The 17752-nt window shown below is 62.4% G+C and carries 17 protein-coding genes; 9 read left to right on the top strand and 8 right to left on the bottom strand.

Going from position 1 to position 17752, the window contains the following annotated elements:
• The first annotated feature begins 17 nt into the window (after positions 1-17).
• Positions 18-1349: an MFS transporter gene (locus HX818_RS06675; RefSeq protein ID WP_087692587.1), complete on the top strand. Its 1332-nt coding sequence runs from the start codon at positions 18-20 to the stop codon at positions 1347-1349.
• On the opposite strand, the gene HX818_RS06670 is transcribed toward HX818_RS06675, so the two are convergent.
• The gene (locus HX818_RS06670) at positions 1304-1480 is read right to left on the bottom strand and encodes a hypothetical protein (RefSeq protein WP_162835185.1); all 177 of its coding nucleotides are present in this window, start codon (positions 1478-1480) and stop codon (positions 1304-1306) included. The genes HX818_RS06675 and HX818_RS06670 overlap by 46 nt on opposite strands.
• Before the next feature lie 130 nt (positions 1481-1610).
• Between HX818_RS06670 and HX818_RS06665 the strand changes: the two genes are divergently transcribed.
• From HX818_RS06665 to HX818_RS06655, 3 genes are all read left to right on the top strand, one after another.
• The gene (locus HX818_RS06665; RefSeq protein WP_003211897.1) at positions 1611-2546 is read left to right on the top strand and encodes a LysR substrate-binding domain-containing protein; all 936 of its coding nucleotides are present in this window, start codon (positions 1611-1613) and stop codon (positions 2544-2546) included.
• 26 nt (positions 2547-2572) lie between these two features.
• Positions 2573-3760, top strand: a complete 1188-nt coding sequence (locus HX818_RS06660; RefSeq protein ID WP_008437907.1) for a low temperature requirement protein A — start codon at positions 2573-2575, stop codon at positions 3758-3760.
• 70 nt (positions 3761-3830) lie between these two features.
• Positions 3831-4193: a 5-carboxymethyl-2-hydroxymuconate Delta-isomerase gene (locus HX818_RS06655; protein ID WP_003211892.1), complete on the top strand. Its 363-nt coding sequence runs from the start codon at positions 3831-3833 to the stop codon at positions 4191-4193.
• A gap of 128 nt (positions 4194-4321) precedes the next feature.
• Here the strand turns inward: HX818_RS06655 and HX818_RS06650 are convergent, their stop codons facing one another.
• From HX818_RS06650 to HX818_RS06635, 4 genes are all read right to left on the bottom strand, one after another.
• The gene (locus HX818_RS06650) at positions 4322-5257 is read right to left on the bottom strand and encodes a LysR family transcriptional regulator (RefSeq protein ID WP_177019683.1); all 936 of its coding nucleotides are present in this window, start codon (positions 5255-5257) and stop codon (positions 4322-4324) included.
• Between the two features lie 137 nt (positions 5258-5394).
• Positions 5395-6582, bottom strand: coding sequence for a cyanate transporter (locus tag HX818_RS06645; protein WP_087692582.1), 1188 nt, complete (start codon positions 6580-6582; stop codon positions 5395-5397).
• Between the two features lie 231 nt (positions 6583-6813).
• Complete coding sequence (locus tag HX818_RS06640) at positions 6814-8256, bottom strand: aldehyde dehydrogenase family protein (protein ID WP_177019682.1); 1443 nt, start codon at positions 8254-8256, stop codon at positions 6814-6816.
• Complete coding sequence (locus tag HX818_RS06635) at positions 8253-9878, bottom strand: 5-guanidino-2-oxopentanoate decarboxylase (RefSeq protein WP_177019681.1); 1626 nt, start codon at positions 9876-9878, stop codon at positions 8253-8255. Before HX818_RS06635 ends, HX818_RS06640 begins: the two co-directional genes overlap by 4 nt.
• A 111-nt stretch (positions 9879-9989) precedes the next feature.
• On the opposite strand from HX818_RS06635, the gene HX818_RS06630 reads away from it, so the two are divergent.
• A complete protein-coding gene (locus tag HX818_RS06630; protein WP_177019680.1) occupies positions 9990-10868 on the top strand; it encodes a LysR substrate-binding domain-containing protein in 879 nt (292 codons plus the stop codon).
• A gap of 118 nt (positions 10869-10986) precedes the next feature.
• Here the strand turns inward: HX818_RS06630 and HX818_RS06625 are convergent, their stop codons facing one another.
• The gene (locus HX818_RS06625; protein ID WP_102368311.1) at positions 10987-11601 is read right to left on the bottom strand and encodes an NAD(P)-dependent oxidoreductase; all 615 of its coding nucleotides are present in this window, start codon (positions 11599-11601) and stop codon (positions 10987-10989) included.
• 34 nt (positions 11602-11635) lie between these two features.
• Positions 11636-12508: an MBL fold metallo-hydrolase gene (locus HX818_RS06620; protein WP_102368312.1), complete on the bottom strand. Its 873-nt coding sequence runs from the start codon at positions 12506-12508 to the stop codon at positions 11636-11638.
• Between the two features lie 104 nt (positions 12509-12612).
• Between HX818_RS06620 and HX818_RS06615 the strand changes: the two genes are divergently transcribed.
• Positions 12613-13518, top strand: coding sequence for a LysR family transcriptional regulator (locus HX818_RS06615; protein WP_003210653.1), 906 nt, complete (start codon positions 12613-12615; stop codon positions 13516-13518).
• A 100-nt stretch (positions 13519-13618) separates the two neighbouring features.
• On the top strand, positions 13619-13795 hold the full coding sequence (locus HX818_RS06610; RefSeq protein WP_162835184.1) for a hypothetical protein: 177 nt from the start codon (positions 13619-13621) through the stop codon (positions 13793-13795).
• Here the strand turns inward: HX818_RS06610 and HX818_RS06605 are convergent.
• Complete coding sequence (locus HX818_RS06605) at positions 13779-14675, bottom strand: helix-turn-helix domain-containing protein (protein WP_003210655.1); 897 nt, start codon at positions 14673-14675, stop codon at positions 13779-13781. The two genes, HX818_RS06610 and HX818_RS06605, sit on opposite strands and share 17 nt — an antisense overlap.
• Before the next feature lie 189 nt (positions 14676-14864).
• Here HX818_RS06605 and pobA point away from each other — a divergent pair, with 189 nt between their 5' ends.
• Both pobA and HX818_RS06595 read left to right on the top strand, forming a co-directional pair.
• Entirely contained in the window at positions 14865-16049 is a 1185-nt protein-coding gene (gene pobA / locus HX818_RS06600) for a 4-hydroxybenzoate 3-monooxygenase (protein ID WP_177019714.1), read from the top strand.
• A 74-nt stretch (positions 16050-16123) separates the two neighbouring features.
• Entirely contained in the window at positions 16124-17635 is a 1512-nt protein-coding gene (locus HX818_RS06595) for an MDR family MFS transporter (RefSeq protein WP_177019679.1), read from the top strand.
• Positions 17636-17752: the final 117 nt, after the last annotated feature.

Genomic DNA, 17752 nt, shown 5'->3' with positions numbered 1-17752 from the left:
CCAAGAGGAATTGCCCGATGAAGACTGCCAACACCGCCCGTGAACCACGGGAGTTGAACAAACTGATGTTCGTCAAGCTGATGCCCTTGCTGATCATCGCCTACGTGCTGAGCTTCCTGGACCGCACCAACATCGCCTTGGCCAAGCACCATCTTGACGTTGACCTGGGGATTTCAGCAGCGGCCTATGGCCTGGGCGCCGGGCTGTTTTTCCTGACCTATGCGCTGTCGGAAATCCCCAGCAACCTGATCATGCACAAGGTCGGCGCGCGGTTCTGGATAGCCCGGATCATGGTGACCTGGGGCCTGATTTCGGCGGCCATGGCGTTCGTCCAGGGTGAGACCTCGTTCTATATCCTGCGCCTGCTGCTGGGCATTGCCGAAGCCGGCCTGTTTCCCGGGGTGATGCTGTACCTCACCTACTGGTTCAACCGCGAGCAACGGGCGCGGGCCACCGGGTATTTCCTGCTCGGCGTGTGTTTTGCCAACATCATCGGTGGCCCGGTGGGCGCGGCGTTGATGCGCATGGACGGGCTGCTCGGCTGGCACGGCTGGCAGTGGATGTTCCTGCTCGAAGGGCTGCCGGCAGTCGCGTTTGCCTGGGTGGTGTGGTGCAAGTTGCCGGACCGTCCGAGCAAGGCGCCATGGCTCTCGGCCGCAGAGGCGCGCGGGATTGAACAGCGCATCGCGATGGAGACCGAAGAGGGCGCAGGCGAGGGCGGGCATTCCCTGAAGAACTGGCTGACACCGCAGATCCTGCTGGCGATCTTTGTGTATTTTTGCCATCAGATCACCATCTACACCGTGATCTTTTTCCTGCCGAGCATCATCAGCAAATACGGTGAATTGAGCACCATGAGCGTCGGCTTGCTGACCTCATTGCCGTGGATTGCCGCAGCGGCCGGCGCTGTGTTGCTGCCGCGCTTTGCGACCACGCCCACCCGTGCCCGGCGGCTGTTGATTACCGGTTTGCTGACCATGGCATTGGGGCTGGGGATTGCCTCGGTGTCGGGGCCGGTGTTCAGCCTGCTGGGCTTTTGTGTGTCGGCGGTGATGTTTTTTGTGGTGCAGTCGATCATCTTTCTCTACCCGGCCTCGCGCCTCAAGGGCGTGGCGCTGGCGGGCGGGCTGGGCTTCGTCAATGCCTGCGGATTGCTCGGCGGGTTTGTCGGGCCGTCGGTGATGGGCGCGATCGAGATGAGCACCGGCAATGCCACGAATGGCTTGAAAGTGATTGCCGTGGTGCTGGTGGTGGCCGCGTTGGCCGCCTTGCGTTTGCGTCAGGGGCAGGAGCAGGAGCCCGGTCACACCAGCAACGAGGTAGGAAACCCCGAAGCCAGCACCAGGTAAGCCACGACTGCCGCCAGGCACAAACCGACAAATACCCGTAACAGTGTCCTGGCGGTGGGATGAGCGATGAATTTGATGGCCCAGAGCAAAATCCCGGCAACCAGGACGCTCAAGGCAGAAATGACCAGCACGATGGTGTTCTCGCAAGCCTTGGAAGCTGCTTTATAGTCCCAAAGGCCCGTGTTGAACAGTGTGCGCATAGACGCAGGGCCCCGGGTGTTTCTAAACTGCGACTTATCCAGGGCAGTGGGGCGGTCGCCGATGAATCGCAATGAATTACGCAAGGCCGACATCAATTTGATGGTGGTCTTTGAAACCTTGATGCTCGAACGCAACGTGACCCGGGTGGCGGAGAAGCTGTTTCTCGGGCAACCCACCATCAGTTCGGCCCTCAACCGCCTGCGTACGTTGTTCAATGACCCGCTGTTCATTCGTGTCGGCCATCGGATGGAACCTACCGCGCGGGCCGAGGAAATCATCAAGCACCTGTCGCCGGCCCTCGACTCCTTGTCGTCGGCCCTGAGCCTGACCCACGATTTCGACCCGTCCATCAGCACCATGACCTTTCGCATCGGCCTGTCCGATGACGTCGAGTTCGGCCTGCTGCCGCCGCTGCTGCGCGCCTTGCGCCAAGAAGCGCCGCAGGTGGTGTTCGTGGTGCAGCATGTGGATTACTGGCGCATCCCTGACCTGCTGGGTTCCGGGGATATCACCGTCGGCATCACCCAGACCCGCGGCCTGCCGGCCAATGCCAAGCGCAAATTATTGCGGCATATCCGCCCGTGCCTGCTGCGGGCGGACGCCTCGGACAAACCCCTGACCCTCGACGAATATTGCGCACGGCCCCATGTGCTGGTGTCCCACACCGCCAACGTGTCCGGGTTTGCCGATGAGTGGCTGGCGGAAATCGGTCGCAAGCGCCACGTGGTGCTCTCGGTGCCGCAATACAGCGCATTGCCGGCGCTGCTCGCCGGCACCGACATGATCGCCAGCCTGCCGGACTACACCGCCCAGGCCATGGCCGCCGGGGGCAATCTGTTCTGTGAACCGTTCCCGTTCGAAACCCCGACCCTGGATTTGTCGATGGTCTGGCTCAGCCACGTTGACACCGATCCGGCGGAGCGCTGGATGCGTTCGCGGCTGGAGGCGTTCATGAGCGAGCGGGACATGCTGCCGGTGGTCGCACCCAAATCTTGAGATAAAACCTTCAGGGAGATCCAGGCATGGCCCCATCCCGTTCCTTGCTGCGTGGGCGCGGCAGTCATGACAGTGGCAAGGTTGGCATGGTCGAGCTGTTTTTCGACCTGGTGTTCGTGTTTGCCGTGACCCAGTTGTCCCATTCGCTGCTCGCCCACTTGTCCATCGGCGGTGCCGTGCAGGTGGCGTTGATGATGGTCGCGGTGTGGTGGGTGTGGATCTTCACTTCGTGGGTCACCAACTGGCTGGACCCGGAAAAAATCCCGATCCGCATCGGCCTGTTCGGTTTGATGGTGGCGGGCCTGTTGCTGTCCTCGTCGATCCCCAAGGCGTTTACCGATCGCGGGCTGTTGTTCGCCGGCGCCTATGTGTTCATGCAGGTAGGACGCACGCTGTTTGCGTTGTGGGCGGTGCGCGGCGAGTCGCTGAACATGACCCGCAATTTCCAGCGGATCCTGGCGTGGATGCTGTTTTCCGGGGTGTTCTGGATCACCGGTGCGCTGCTCGAAGGCGAGCAGCGCCTGGCCTTCTGGGCCCTGGCGCTGTTGATCGAGTTGATTTCCCCGTCGGTGTATTTCTGGGTGCCCGGGCTTGGGCCCTCGACGCTTGCGGACTGGAATGTGGAAGGCAACCACATGGCCGAACGCTGCGGCCTGTTTGTGATCATCGCCTTGGGTGAGTCGTTGCTGGTGACCGGCGCGACCTTCGCCGAACTGCCCTGGAGCGTGGACGGGCTGGCGGCATTCCTGGTGGCAGTGGTGGGCAGCATCGCCCTGTGGTGGATCTATTTCGACAGCGGCGCCGAGCGCGCCCACCATCGCATTGCCAGCTCTGCCGACCCGGGCCGTCAGGCGCGGATCGCCTACACCTACCTGCATGTATTGATCGTCGCCGGGATTATCGTCAGCGCCGTGGCCGACGAACTGGTGCTGGTGCATCCGGGGCATGCCAGCCAGGCGGGCGTGGTGGCGATCATCGCCGGCCCGTGGTTGTTCCTGCTGGGCAGTGCGCTGTTCAAGTGGGTGATGAGCGACCGGCCGTTGCCACCGTTTTCGCACCTGGGCGGCTTGCTGATGCTGCTGGTGTTGCTGCCGCTGGGATTGCAGCAGGTGTTTTCGGCGTTGGTACTGGGGGCGTTGACGTCGGCGGTGTTGGTGATCGTGGCGATCTGGGAAAATCGCTCGCTGCACAGCCTGACCGAAGTTTCACACTGAAAGCGGTCTGATTCCGCCCGGCCCCGTGCTATATGTATGACTCTTTTCCTACAACAAGCTCGGAGCCTTCATGCCGCATCTGCATCTGGAATACACCGCCAACCTCACAGGGCTGGCCGTTGAGAAAACCTTGTTGCGGCTCAACAACGTGCTGATGGCGTCCGGGCAGTTCGGTTCCGAGTTCGATATCAAAAGCCGCGCGCTGAAGGTGGAGACATTCCAGGTTGGCACATCCATCAGCCCGCGCGCTTTTATCGCGGTGAAGCTGTCGCTGCTCAGCGGGCGTTCACCGCAGGTCAAGAAGCAATTGTCGGAAAGCCTGTTGGCGGCGCTGCAGGACCTGGGCGATTGGCCTGCAGACCTGCAGGTGCAGCTCAGTGTCTTGCTGGTCGATATGGATCGCGAGTCCTATAGCAAAGTCACCATCGGCTGACGGGTAATACTCTGAGGCGAGGGAGCTTGCTCCCGCTGGACCGGGCTGGCGCTCCAGTGCGAAGCGCTCCCAAAGTTCTTGGGGCCGCTACGCAGCCCAGCGGGAGCAAGCTCCCTCGCCACAGGGGGTCATAATAACCCCTGATCCGCACACACCTTCACCACCTGCTCCCTGAACCACGTGTTGGCGCTGTCCTGCGCGCTGTGTTCATTCCACTGCATATCCAGGGTAAACCCCGGCAAACCGTTCGGCGCTTCGCAATGGCCGAACACGGTCGTGTCTGCCAGCAGCTTCAGCACTCGACGGGGCAAGGTGACGATAAAGTCAGTGCCGGTGATCATCTTCAGCGCCGCGCTGTAGCTGTTGGCGCGGGCGATCACCTGGCGTTTGTGGGACTGGCGCGCCAGCCAGCCGTCGATCATGTTGGTGTCGGAACTCCAGGGCGTGGGGAACACATGGCGCCGGGCGACGAAGGATTGCAGGCTGAACGCCGGTTCCCGGGGCGCCGACTGTTTGTCGAACACGCACACCAGGTCGTCCTCCAGCAGCATCTGGGTCTTGATGTCCTTGTGCTCGCGATGAAAGTGCGGCCCGAAGCAAATCACCAGGTCCAGACGCCCGTCGCGCAAGGCGTCGGCCGGGACCTCGGTTTCGAGCTTCTGCACGTTGACGATCACCGGCAGGTCGGCGCGGTCGAAGTTTTTCAGCAGGCGCGGCAGGATCAACTGTTCGAAGTATTCGGGGGCGCAGACGTTGAAGGTCACAGCCTTCTGGGTGGGGTCGAACGTTTGGCTGCCGGCATGGCACAGGTTGATGCTTTCGAGGATTTTCTGCACATGCCCGTACATGGTGGCGGCTTTGTACGTAGGACGCATGCCCGCCCGGGTGTTGATAAACAACTCGTCTTCGAAGCTGGTGCGCAGCTTCTTCAGGCTGTAGCTCACGGTGGACTGGCTGACGAACAGGGTTTCGGAAACCTCGGTGACGCTGCTTTGGTCGTAAACAGCGACAAACACCATCAGGTCCTGCATATCGAGCTTTCTAAGCAAGTTGCTGTTTAGCATCCGTTCCGTCCGCAAGCGCTTTGTACCGAACTCGGTACAAGACAATACAAAATGTTAACGGAACGCTCGTACCAATAGAAAGCTCTGTCGGACCTTTCTCTGTTTGAGGTGGGACAAATAATGTTTACAACACGACCTCAGCGAATATGCCGCGCGTAATGCCGGGGATCGAAGCGCAGTACGATCAGCAGCATCACCACCACCACGGCCGTCAATGACCACCAGGCCCACTCGAAGCTGCCCAGCTGGTCGCGGATCATCCCGGCAATCAGCGGCGACAAACCGGCGATCAGGTAGCCGATGCCCTGCACAAAGGCCGTCAGGCCACCGGCGCGGCGCGGGTTGTCGAGGTGGTCGAGGGACAGGATCAGGCTCATCGGAAACAAGCCGCCAATGCCAAGGCCCAGTAAACACGGCCACAGCAGGCTCAGGTATTGCGGGCTCAGGATCAGCCCGCAGAAGCCGGCGATGATCAGCACCAGCAGCACCGCGACCACACCCCGCTTGTCCCTCCGGCGGTTGGCGATGGCCGGGGTAATCAGGCCGGAGACCACTTCCATGGCCGTCAAAAAGCCCAGCAACAGGCCGGCGTTCTGTTCGCTCCAGCCTTGTTCCACGTAGTACGGCGCCAGCCAGGCCAGTACGCAGGTGTAGGACGCGGTACCGAGGCCGAAGAAAATCGCCAGCAACCAGGCCCGGCGATTGCCGAAGAATGACGCCTGCGGGCCTGCGCCGGCTTGCGGCAGCGGCGGCAACACTGAGCGTTGGGCGTACCAGAACACCAGCGCCAATACCGCGAGAACCGCCCAGATGGCCAGGCCGATGCGCCAGCTGCCGGTTTGCACCTGGATAAACGGCGAGAACGAAGCGGCGAGGGCCGCGCCGCCCATGATCGCGGTGACGTACAGGCCCATGAACAGGGAAACGTTGTCGCTGAAGCGCGACTTGATCAAGGCGGGCATCAACGCCTGGATCATCGCGATGCCTACGCCGGCGGCAATGGCGCTGAGGATCAGCTCAACCGCCGAGTCCAGGAACAACCGGGAGACGGTGGCCAGGCCGATCACCACCAGCGACAGCACAATGCTGCGATGCTCGCCGAAGCGTTTGGCCACGCCCATGCCAAAAAACATCGCCAGGCCCATGGCCATGACCGGCAGCATGGTCAGCAGGGAGGCCGTGCTGAAACTCAGGGCCACATCGGCGCGAATCGACGACAACAACGGGCCGACGGCGGCCATCGACGGGCGCAGGTTGAGGGCAACCAGCACAACGCTGATCATCAGCCAAACGGCGGTGGCGGGTTTTGCGCGGACGTTTTCCATGGGCAGGCCTTAAACTGACAAGGGCAGTATTAGGCCGGGCGTGGGGGAGGGCGGCAAATGAGAAAGTCGTTGGCGCTATTGAAAAAATGCATCTGCTGACACGGCACAAATCAACAGGTAGGAGCTGGCTTGCCTGCGATAGCGGTGGGTCAGGCAACACATCTGTGTCTGATAGACCGCAATCGCAGGCAAGCCAGCTCCCACAGGGAACAGTGGTGCTCTTGAGTGTTTCTACACCGCCCGGATCACATGCTTGATCTCCTGAAACGCCTGCAACCCCCACGGCCCCAGTTCCCGGCCAATACTGCTCTGCTTGTAACCACCCCACGCCGTTTGCGGGAAGATCACCTGCGGCGCATTAATCCACACCAAACCCACCTGCAAAGCATTGGCCACTCGCTCAGCCGCTTCCACGTTGCTGCTCAGCACGCTCGCGACCAGGCCAAACTCACTGTCATTGGCCAGCGCCACCGCCTCGGCCTCATTGGCAAAACTGCGCACGCACAGCACCGGGCCGAAGATCTCCTCGTTCCACAACGCGCTGTCCAACGGCACTTCAGTGAAGACCGTCGGGCGAATGAAATACCCATGAGGCAAATCCGCCGGGCGCCCGCCGCCACACAGCAGCTTCGCGCCGGCTTGCAGGCCACGTTCGATATGCCCCAGCACCCGCTGGTACTGCGCACGGTTGACCAATGCGCCCATTTCCACGTCTTCGGCAAACGGGTCCGCCACGCGAATGCTCTCGGCCCTGGCCTGCAAGCGGGTGAGAAACTCGTCCGCCAGTTCGTCGGCCACCAACACCCGGCTGGTGGCGGAACACATCTGCCCGGCGTTGAAGAAACCACCGCCGCAGGCCAGTTCCACGGCCAGGTCGAGGTCGGCGTTCGCCAGCACCAGCAACGCGGATTTGCCGCCCAGTTCCAGGCTCACACCCTTGACCGTTTCGGCGGCGCGCTGCATCACCTGCACGCCCACGGCATTGCTGCCGGTGAAGGAAATTTTCGCGATCCGTGGGTCAGCCGCCATCGGCGCGCCCACCGCCAGGCCAGTGCCGCAGACCAGGTTGAACACACCGGCAGGCAAGCCCACCGAGGCGATGATCCGGGCCAGTTCCAGCTCTGCCAGCGGCGTCACTTCCGAAGGCTTGAGCACCACGCAGCAACCGGCCGCCAGCGCGGGGGCGAGTTTCCAGGCGGTGGTCACCATCGGGAAATTCCACGGCACGATCAGGCCGACCACGCCGCAGGGTTCACGGCGTACACGGGCGCTGAAAACCTCAGTGGGCAGTACCACCGGACGATCCTGGGTGGCGTCCATTTCGTCGGCCAGGTTCGCGTAATAGGCAAAGGTGGCGATCACGTCATCCACATCGATGCCGGCTTCAAACAGCGGCTTGCCGTTGTTGCTCGATTGCAGTTGCATCAGGTGTTCACGCTCTGCGCTCACACCCTCGGCGATCTTGCGCAACAGCGCGGCGCGGTCGCGGCCGGTGCTTTTCGACCAGTCCGGGAAGGCCGCGCTGGCGGCGCCGATGGCCTCAGTCACCGCGCCTGCATCACCCACGCTCACTTGGGCCAGGGTGGCCTCGGTGGCCGGGTTGATCACGTCCAGCACGTCATGGCCGGCACGCCACGCGCCATTGATAAACAGCCCATTCAATACCGCGCTCATACCGCCACCTCCTTCATCCAAAGGCCCTGGTCGATTTCAATCAGCGTCGGGCCCTGGCGATCAGTCGCGGCACGCAAGGCGCTGCGTAATTCCTCAACACCCTGGACGCGCTGGGCAGCAGCGCCGAGGGCCTTGGCCACGCCGATAAAGTCCGGGGTGTAGATGTCCACGCCCACCGGTTCGATGGCGCGGTTGACCATGTATTTCTTGATCTCCTCATAGCCCTGGTTATTCCACAGCAGCACGATCACCGGCGTGCGCGCTTCCACGGCGCTGGCCAGTTCCGGCAGGGTGAATTGCAGGCCGCCGTCGCCGATCAGGCACACCACCGGCGCACCGTTGCCGCGCCCCAGCCACGCACCGATGGCCGCCGGCAAGGCGTAGCCGAGGGTGCCGTAGCCGGTGGAGGAGTTGAACCAGCGGCGCGGCTGGTCGAGGTTCAGGGTCAGGTTGCCGGTGTACACCGGTTGGGTGGAGTCGCCCACCAGTACGGCGTCGGGCAGTTCGTCCAGGACGGTGTTGAGGAACAGGGTTTGCGCGCGGGTGGCGGCGTCCCAGGTGGGTTCCAGTTCGCTCCACAGGCGGGCGACGCGGCGGGCGCCCCAGTTGCTGTCCCGGGCGGCCAGGGGTTTGTTGCCCAGCTCGGCAAGCAGTGCCTGCGCAGCGATTTGCGCGTCGGCTACCAGCGCGACTTGCGGCGGGTAATTGCGCACGGTCTGGTCGGAATCGATGTCGATGCGCAGCAGGGCGCCGGGAATGTCGAAGCCGCCGGCGAAGGTCACGTCGTAGTCGGTTTCCGCCAGCTCGGTGCCGATCGCCAGCACCACGTCTGCCTCGGCCACCAGCGCGCGGGTGGCGACCAGGGTTTGGGTCGAGCCGATCAGCAGCGGGTGGTTGGCGGCCAGCATGCCCTTGGCATTGATGGTCAGCGCCACCGGCGCGCCGAGGGTTTCGGCCAGTTGCGTCAACTCGGGTGCTGCGTCGATGGCGCCACCACCGGCGAGAATCAGCGGGCGTTTTGCCGCCGCCAGCAACTGGCTCATCTGCTTTACCGCCGACGGCGCAGCGCCAGCGCGGGAAACGCTGACCGGTTCACTGCCGAGCAACGCGTCGGCGTTTTCCACCAGCACGTCCAGCGGGATTTCGATGTGCACCGGGCGCGGTCGTCCGGCCTGGAACAGCGCAAATGCCCGGGCCAGTACACCGGGCAATTCGGCTGCCGACATCAAGGTATGGGAGAACGCCGCCACGCCCGCGATCATCGCGTTCTGGTTCGGCAGTTCGTGCAGCTTGCCGCGCCCGCCGCCCAGCTGGCTGCGGGACTGCACGCTGGAGATCACCAGCATCGGGATCGAGTCGGCGTAGGCCTGGCCCATGGCGGTGGTGATGTTGGTCATGCCGGGGCCGGTGATGATGAAGCACACGCCGGGCTTGCCGCTGGTGCGCGCATAGCCGTCGGCCATGAAACCGGCGCCCTGTTCGTGGCGCGGGGTGACGTGGCGGATGCTCGAGCGCGCCAGGCCCCGGTAGAGTTCCACGGTGTGCACGCCGGGGATGCCAAACACCTGGTCCACGCCGTAGCCTTCCAGCAGGTTGACCAATACTTCGCCGCAGGTCGCCATTGTCGTCGCTCTTATTGTTGATAAAGGCCCGTATTGGAACGGCTGGCCCGTAGCGGCAACAATCGATAAAAAGTCATACTAGCCATGTCCTCACGTCATGGCTGCGCCCTTATGAAACGTCTTCCGCCGCTGCCGGCCCTGCACACCTTTTGGGTCACGGCCCAGTGCTGCAACTTCACCCGAGCCGCCGAGCAATTGCACATCACCCAGGGCGCGGTGAGCCGGCAGATCGCCGGGCTGGAAAGTCATCTGGGCTATGCGCTGTTCCAGCGCCAGGCTCGTGGCTTGAGCCTCACCGAAGAGGGCCGCGAATGGTCACTGCGGGCGCAGCAGGTGTTCGGCCTGATCGGCGAGGCGGTGGAGCAGATCGGCACCCGCCGCGAGACCTTGCAGCTCAAGGCCTCCACCTGCGTGATGCGCTGGCTTCTTCCACGGCTGATGCAGTGGCAGCAGGAACGCCCGGATGTGCCGGTGGAGTTGACCACCACCGTGGCCTACACCGTCGACTTTCGCCGCGAGCAGTTCGATGCCGCGGTGATCTACGCGCCGATTGCCGAGCAGTCGGCCCAGGCCCGGCATCTGTTCGATGAGCGCCTGACACCGGTGTGCGCGCCGGCCTTGCTCGGTGGCTTGCACACGCCCGCCGATTTGCAGCAACAGGTGTTGTTGCACCCTACGCGGGATGAGCGCGATTGGGCGTTGTGGTTGAAAGCGGCGAATACACGCTTGAGCAATCTGGCCCAGGGGCATCATTTTGAAACCCTGGACCTGGCGATGACGGTGGCGTCCCAAGGCTCGGGCGTGGCAATTGGCGACAGCGCGCTGATTGGCGAGGACCTGAAGGCGGGGCGGTTGGCCACGCCGTTTGAACTACGGGTGCCGACGGGGATGGGGTATTACCTGGTGTACCCGCCGGGCCCTGAGCCCTCGGCGGGGTTGGAGCAGCTTATGGACTGGCTGGTGAGCCAGGCACAGTCGCCGTCACAATGAAGATCAAAATGTGGGAGCGGGCTTGCTCGCGAAGGCGCCGGGTCAGCCAATACATCTGTTGACTGACACACCGCATTCGCGAGCAAGCCCGCTCCCACATTTTTAGTGCGCGTCAGCCTTAGTAGCCGACGGTGAACCGCTGGCGCGAATGCTTCGGTGTTTCCACTTCATCAATCAGCGCAATCGCAAAGTCGGCAAAGCTGATCCAGCTGCGGCCTTCACTGCTCACCAGCAATTCATCCTGGCCCAGGCGGAATGTGCCGGTGCGTGCGGTCTCGACGAACTCCGCCGAAGGCGACAGGAAGGTCCAGTCCAGGTCTTTTTCCTGGCGCAGGGTATCGAGGAAAACACTGCCGGCGCTGGCTTCGGCTTTGTATTCCTCGGGGAAGCCCGGGCTGTCGATCACTCGGCTGCCGCCCGGCAACAACAGCGAACCGGCACCGCCGACCACCAGCAGGCGCTTCACGCCGGCTTTTTTCACCGGGTTGATCACCGCTTCCGGCGGCAGGGTGGCGAAGTGCGCCGCGCTGATCACCACGTCGTTGCCGCGGATGGCCTGTTCCAGCGCCTGGGCATCCAGCGCATCGACTTGCTTGGCGGTGACGCCAGGGCGCGCGCCGATCTTGTCGGTATTACGTGCGATGGCCGTGACGGTGTGCCCGCGACGCAACGCTTCTTCCAGCAGTTGGCTACCGGCACGACCGGTGGCACCAATGATTGCGATCTTGCTCATGACGTTCTCCAGTACGGTTAAGGGTTGAATCAACTCACCACTGCATTTCGCCCTTGGCGACTTTGGCGCCCAGTTCCAGGGTGCTCTCGTCACCCAGGTTCGGGTAACGCTTTTGCATCGCCGCAATCAGGGCGGCGGAGTCCTTGGCCTTGGCGGTTTCTTCGTCAAAGGCCTTGATGTAGTCGGCGGTGAACGCCACGGATTTGAGCGACGGCGTGCCCAGGTAGTGACCCGGAATCACCGTGCGCGGTTTCAAGTCCTGGATACGTTGCAGGGTTGCCAGCCAATCGGTGTGGGACTTCGCGGTCTGCGTATCGGCCATCCACACATGAATGTTTTCCGCGACGACTACACCACCGACCACCGCCTTGATCGACGGGATCCACACAAAGGTGCGGTCCGGTTGTGCGCCGTCGAGGCCGATCACCTCCAACTGCTTGCCTTCGAGGGTCAGGCTGTGGCCCTCAAGCACCTGGGGAATGACGGCTTTGCCAGGCTTGTCCGCGCCCAGTTTCGGGCCCCAGAACGCCAGTTTGTGTTCAACGGTGGCCTTGATATGGTCCACCACCGGCTGCGGTGCCAGGACTTTGGCCTGGGGGAAGGCGGCGGTCAGGGTATCGAGGCCGAAGTAGTAGTCCGGGTCGCCGTGGCTGATGTAGATGGTCGTCAGGCGCTTGCCGCTGGCGCGGATTTTTTGCACCAGTTGCTCGGCCTGGGTCTTGCCGAATTGGGCGTCCACCAGGATCGCATCTTTGTCGCCGCTGACCAGTACCGAGGTGACCGGCATCATCGCGGTTTCGCCCGGGTTGTAGGCGTCCAGAGTCAAGTCGGCCGCCATGGCGTGCGCGGCGAAGGCCAGGGAGGCGGCGGCCAGGGCCACGCGCTTGAGCGGGGAGAATCCAAACATGTGCAGCTCCAGTCATCGGTAAGGTGTGGACAGAGCTTAGTTGCACCAAACGCTACAAAAAATGCGATGCTTGGACATAGTTTGTTTCTAAAAGCGGGCAAATCATGGATCGTCTTCAAGCAATGCGGGTGTTTGTCGCGGTGGTGGACTTGGGCAGCCAGTCGGCGGCAGCCGACCATCTGGACCTGTCGCGCCCGGTGGTGTCGCGCTACCTGGCGGAGCTGGAAGACTGGGTCGGCGCGCGCCTGATGCACCGCACCACCCGCAAGCTCAGCCTGACCGCCGCCGGCAGCGAAACCCTGCCCCGTTGCCGACAGATGCTGGAGTTGTGCAGCGACATGCAGGCCGCCGTCAGCGAACCCGACGAAGCGCCTCGAGGCCTGCTGCGCCTGAGTGTCAGCACCTCGTTCGGCCAGGCACAGCTGGCCGATGCCATGGCCGAATACGTCAAGCGCTATCCGCTGGTCAACATCGATATGCAGATGCTTGATCGCACGGTGAACCTGGTGGATGAGCGCATCGACCTGGCGATCCGCACCAGCTTCGAACTGGACCCCAACCTGATCGCCCGCCGACTCACGCTGTGCCGCTCGGTGATCTGCGCATCGCCCGCTTACCTGCTGGAGCATCCGCAACCGCGGCAGGTACAGGACCTGGCCCGGCACAATTGCCTGACCCACTCCTACTTCGGCAAAAGCCTGTGGCACTTCATGGAGAACGGCGAGCCGGTGTCGGTGCCGGTGCAGGGCAATATCAGCGCCAACGAGGCCAGTACCTTATTGCGGGTGACGCTGGCGGGGGCAGGGGTGTCGCGGCTGCCGAGTTATCAGGCGGGCGACTACATCCGCAGCGGCGAGTTGATCCGCTTGTTGCCCGAGGCCGAGCCGCAGCAGATGAACATCTACGCGGTGTACGCCTCGCGCAAGCATATGCCGGCGGCGCTGCGCAGCCTGCTGGATTTCCTGGTATTGAGGTTTCCGGAAGAGCCGGTGTGGGACGTCGGTCTCTAAGTCGACATAAACAGGTTGAATGTCGCCCGATAATGGCGACTTGCCCCAGCTGACCTATGCTTATCAAAGCACCTTCTTGATCGGATCAGAGGTCAGCATCATGTCGATCAAAACAAGAAAGTACCTGATGATTTTCACCCTGTGCGCCGCCGCCACCGCGCTCTATGGCACTGCCGCCTACCGCGTCGAACAGACCCGCATGCAGCCGGGGTTCGCCTCCAGCTGCAATCACGGTCAATGCGTTGGCCACATGGCTGCCTTCAGTTCGCTTCGCTAGCGTCCTGGTCGGCTTTCAACTGCTCCCGAAACGCCTTCGGGGAGAACCCGACGCGTCGGCGAAACAGCCGTGAGAAGTTGGTCGGGTCGGAAAAGCCCAACACCTCCGACATTTCATTGATGGTCATGCTGGTGTAGGTCAGCAGGCGCTTGGCTTCCAGCAACTGGCGGTCGTGCATGATCTGCAACGCAGGCTGCCCGCCCAACTCCCGACACGTACCGTTCAGGTGTGAGACCGAGATCCCGAGCTTGTGGGCCAGGTCTTCGATTTTTGGGTGCTCGCGATAATGTTGCTCTACCAGCTGGGTGAACCGGCGGAAGTATTCGCGGCCCCGCGGTGCCCGTGGATGCCGGCGCTGGATGGCCTGGCGGCTGATCCACACCAGCAGTACGCTGACCAGGGCGTGCATCATCATGTCCCGCGCCGGTTGGTCGCTGGCGTACTCCTCCTGCAGGCGCGCAAACAGGCTGTTGAGGTAGTCACTGTCGTTACCGGCAGGGTAGCTGCCCAAGGCGTTCAGGCCATCCAGCGCCGCGCCCAGCTGCCCCTGCAAATGCGCCATCAGCGGCGCGGCCAGGGTGACCACAAACCCCTCGACGTCTTCGGAAAAGCGAAAGCCATGCACGCATAACGGCGGCAGCACCTGCAGCGTCGATTCATTCAGGGTGCTGCGCTGCCCCTCGATCTCCAGTTGTGCCTGGCCTTTGTGCACGTAAAGCAACTGGCACAGGTCCGCATGCCGGTGGGGCTGGATTTCCCACTGGTACTCACGGCTGCGCCGGGAGATGGTTTCACAGTGCAACAAATCCGGGGTCGGCCATTGCTGGCTCTCACCGTAGAGTTTGAACACTGGAATCGCGGCACTGGCAGTTTTGGTCATGGCTTCATCCGATACTTCGGGATAGTTGTGCGGTAATCGCCCCAATTGGCGAAAAGCGCAGCTTTGGGCTCAGTTTTCACCTTCTTATGCCGGGCACTCAAGTGAAAAATGCCAGCAACACCTTCAATGACAACTCTTTCACCGGATACGTTCGGATGAAGCTTGCGGGCCATAAAAATAATGAAAACGCTGAAAACCCAAGTCGCCATCATCGGCGCCGGTCCCTCGGGGCTGCTGCTCGGTCAACTGTTGCACAACGCCGGCATCGAAACCCTGATTCTTGAGCGCCAGACGCCGGATTACGTGCAAGGGCGCATCCGTGCCGGGGTGCTGGAACAAGGCATGGTCGACCTGCTGCGCCAGGCCGGCGTGAGTGCGCGGATGGATGCCGAAGGCTTGGTGCATGAGGGCTTTGAGCTGGCGCTGAATGGGCAACTGACCCATATCGACCTCAAGACGCTGACCGGCGGCAAGACGGTGATGATCTACGGGCAAACCGAAGTCACCCGCGACCTGATGGCCGCGCGCCAGGCCAGCGGCGCGACAACGTTGTATGAAGCCGGCAACGTGCAGCCCCATGATCTGAAGAGCCGGGAGCCGTGGCTGAGCTTCGAACATAAAGGCGAGCAGTACCGGCTGGACTGCGACTACATCGCTGGCTGCGATGGATTTCACGGTGTGGCGCGCCAGTCGATTCCCACCGAGGCATTGAAAGTCTTTGAACGGGTCTATCCGTTTGGCTGGCTGGGCATCCTCGCCGACACCCCACCGATCCACGATGAACTGGTGTACGCCAAGCACGAACGCGGTTTTGCCCTGTGCAGCATGCGTTCACCGACCCGCAGCCGTTATTACTTGCAGGTGCCGGCCGATGAGTCGGTGGACGACTGGTCCGATGCACGCTTTTGGGATGAACTGAAAACCCGCTTGCCCAGCTCACTCACCGAGCAACTGGTGACCGGCCCGTCCATCGAAAAGAGCATCGCGCCACTGCGCAGTTTTGTGGTGGAGCCGATGCAATACGGTCGCCTGTTCCTGCTCGGCGACGCCGCCCACATTGTGCCGCCCACCGGCGCCAAGGGTTTGAACCTGGCGGCCAGCGATGTCAGTACCTTGTTCAATATCCTGCTCAAGGTGTACCGCGAGGGCCGAGTGGAATTGCTGGAGAAGTACTCGCAGATTTGCCTGCGGCGGATCTGGAAGGCCGAACGGTTTTCCTGGTGGATGACCTCGATGTTGCATCAGTTTCCTGAGGCAGACGGCTTCAGCCAGCGCATTGCACAGAGCGAATTGGAGTATTTCGTGGACTCAGAGGCGGGGCGTAAAACCATTGCAGAAAATTACGTCGGACTTCCTTACGAGGCTATCGAATAGTCAGCTATCTAGTACACTGACGAGCATTCCCGTGGGCCTCCTTTTCCCGCGGGCCCTTGCTCGCAGGTTCTGCCGTGACCAACCTCAATCAGCCCGCCACACCCGCCGTGCGCAGTGTCCTTGTCGCCTTGATGATGGCGATCTTTCTCGGGGCCCTGGACCAGACCATCGTCGCCGTCTCCATGCCGGCGATTTCCGCCCAGTTCCATGACGTCAACCTGCTGGCCTGGGTGATCTCCGGCTACATGGTGGCGATGACTGTGGCGGTGCCGATCTACGGCAAGCTCGGCGACCTGTACGGGCGCCGGCCGATGATGCTGATCGGCATGGGCCTGTTCACCCTTGCTTCGCTGTTCTGCGGCATGGCCCAGAGCATGGAGCAGTTGGTGCTGGCGCGGATCCTCCAGGGCATCGGTGCCGGCGGGATGATTTCGGTCAGCCAGGCGATTATCGGCGACATTATTCCGCCCCGTGAGCGCGGGCGCTACCAGGGGTACTTCAGCAGCATGTACGCGGTGGCGAGCGTGGCCGGCCCGGTGTTGGGCGGCTACATGACCGAGTACCTGTCGTGGCGCTGGGTGTTCCTGATCAACCTGCCGCTGGGCGCGGGCGCCTGGTGGGTGGCCCATCGCACGCTGGTGGGGCTGCCGGTGCCGCAACGCAAGCCGGTGATCGACTACCTCGGCACTGTGCTGATGATCGTCGGTTTGACGGCGCTGTTACTGGGTATCACCGAAATCGGCCAGGGCCATCATTGGCGCGACGATGAAGTGCTGGGGCTGTTGGTCTGTGCCGTGGTGGCGTTGACGGTGTTTGTGTGGCACGAGCGTCGGGCGCGGGAGCCCTTGTTGCCGATGCACCTGTTTGCCAACCGCAGCGCGGTGTTGTGCTGGTGCACGATTTTCTTTACCAGTTTCCAGGCGATTTCCCTGACGGTGTTGATGCCGCTGCGCTACCAGACCGTCACCGGTTCCGGTGCCGACAGTGCCGCCTTGCATTTGCTGCCGCTGGCGATGGGTTTGCCGATGGGGGCGTATTTTGCCGGGCGCATGACCTCGGTGACCGGGCGTTATAAACCGATGATCCTGATTGGCGCCTTCCTGAGCCCGATCGCGATTTTCGGCATGGCGTTGAGTGCGCCTCAGGCGGTGGCGGTCACCAGTCTGTTTATGTTGTTGTGCGGGATTGCCGCCGGGATGCAGTTTCCGACTTCCCTGGTGGGTACGCAGAACTCGGTGGAGCAGCGGGATATCGGGGTGGCGACCAGCACCACCAACCTGTTCCGTTCCCTGGGCGGTGCGGTTGGGGTGGCATGCATGTCGGCGCTGTTGCTGGCGTTGTTGCAGGACTCCAGTTTTGCGCACCTGGCCAGTGGGGCGCTGGTCGCGGAAGGGAGTTCGGGGAATGTGCTGCTGGATGGCTTGAATGCCGCGCCTGGGCCGGCGCAGGATGCCTTGCGGGGGGAGTTGTTGATTACCTTCAGGCATTTGCTGATGGTCAGTGCCGGGGTGTCGTTGTTGGGGTTGGCGGCGGCGATCGCCATGCCTGATCGCGTGTTGCGGGGTCGGGAAGACAAGGCCAAATAGTCGAAAAAATGAAGATTAAATGTGGGAGCGGGCTTGCTCGCGAATGCGGTCTGTCAGTTGATAAATAGGTTGGCTGATACACCGCATTCGCGAGCAAGCCCGCTCCCACATTCGATT

The sequence above is a fragment of the Pseudomonas sp. F9001 genome (assembly GCF_013385435.1).
In the GTDB taxonomy this organism is placed as follows: domain Bacteria; phylum Pseudomonadota; class Gammaproteobacteria; order Pseudomonadales; family Pseudomonadaceae; genus Aquipseudomonas.
Note: the sequence above shows the minus strand (reverse complement) of the source record. Positions and strands in the feature narration are given on the sequence as shown.

What these genes read in the sequence shown, in the direction of transcription:
- HX818_RS06675 (WP_087692587.1), top strand. Translation starts at nt 18, where the DNA reads ATGAAGACTGCCAACACCGCCCGTGAACCACGGGAGTTGAACAAACTG.
- HX818_RS06665 (WP_003211897.1), top strand. Translation starts at nt 1,611, where the DNA reads ATGAATCGCAATGAATTACGCAAGGCCGACATCAATTTGATGGTGGTC.
- HX818_RS06660 (WP_008437907.1), top strand. Translation starts at nt 2,573, where the DNA reads ATGGCCCCATCCCGTTCCTTGCTGCGTGGGCGCGGCAGTCATGACAGT.
- HX818_RS06655 (WP_003211892.1), top strand. Translation starts at nt 3,831, where the DNA reads ATGCCGCATCTGCATCTGGAATACACCGCCAACCTCACAGGGCTGGCC.
- HX818_RS06650 (WP_177019683.1), bottom strand. Translation starts at nt 5,257, where the DNA reads ATGCTAAACAGCAACTTGCTTAGAAAGCTCGATATGCAGGACCTGATG.
- HX818_RS06645 (WP_087692582.1), bottom strand. Translation starts at nt 6,582, where the DNA reads ATGGAAAACGTCCGCGCAAAACCCGCCACCGCCGTTTGGCTGATGATC.
- HX818_RS06640 (WP_177019682.1), bottom strand. Translation starts at nt 8,256, where the DNA reads ATGAGCGCGGTATTGAATGGGCTGTTTATCAATGGCGCGTGGCGTGCC.
- HX818_RS06635 (WP_177019681.1), bottom strand. Translation starts at nt 9,878, where the DNA reads ATGGCGACCTGCGGCGAAGTATTGGTCAACCTGCTGGAAGGCTACGGC.
- HX818_RS06630 (WP_177019680.1), top strand. Translation starts at nt 9,990, where the DNA reads ATGAAACGTCTTCCGCCGCTGCCGGCCCTGCACACCTTTTGGGTCACG.
- HX818_RS06625 (WP_102368311.1), bottom strand. Translation starts at nt 11,601, where the DNA reads ATGAGCAAGATCGCAATCATTGGTGCCACCGGTCGTGCCGGTAGCCAA.
- HX818_RS06620 (WP_102368312.1), bottom strand. Translation starts at nt 12,508, where the DNA reads ATGTTTGGATTCTCCCCGCTCAAGCGCGTGGCCCTGGCCGCCGCCTCC.
- HX818_RS06615 (WP_003210653.1), top strand. Translation starts at nt 12,613, where the DNA reads ATGGATCGTCTTCAAGCAATGCGGGTGTTTGTCGCGGTGGTGGACTTG.
- HX818_RS06610 (WP_162835184.1), top strand. Translation starts at nt 13,619, where the DNA reads ATGTCGATCAAAACAAGAAAGTACCTGATGATTTTCACCCTGTGCGCC.
- HX818_RS06605 (WP_003210655.1), bottom strand. Translation starts at nt 14,675, where the DNA reads ATGACCAAAACTGCCAGTGCCGCGATTCCAGTGTTCAAACTCTACGGT.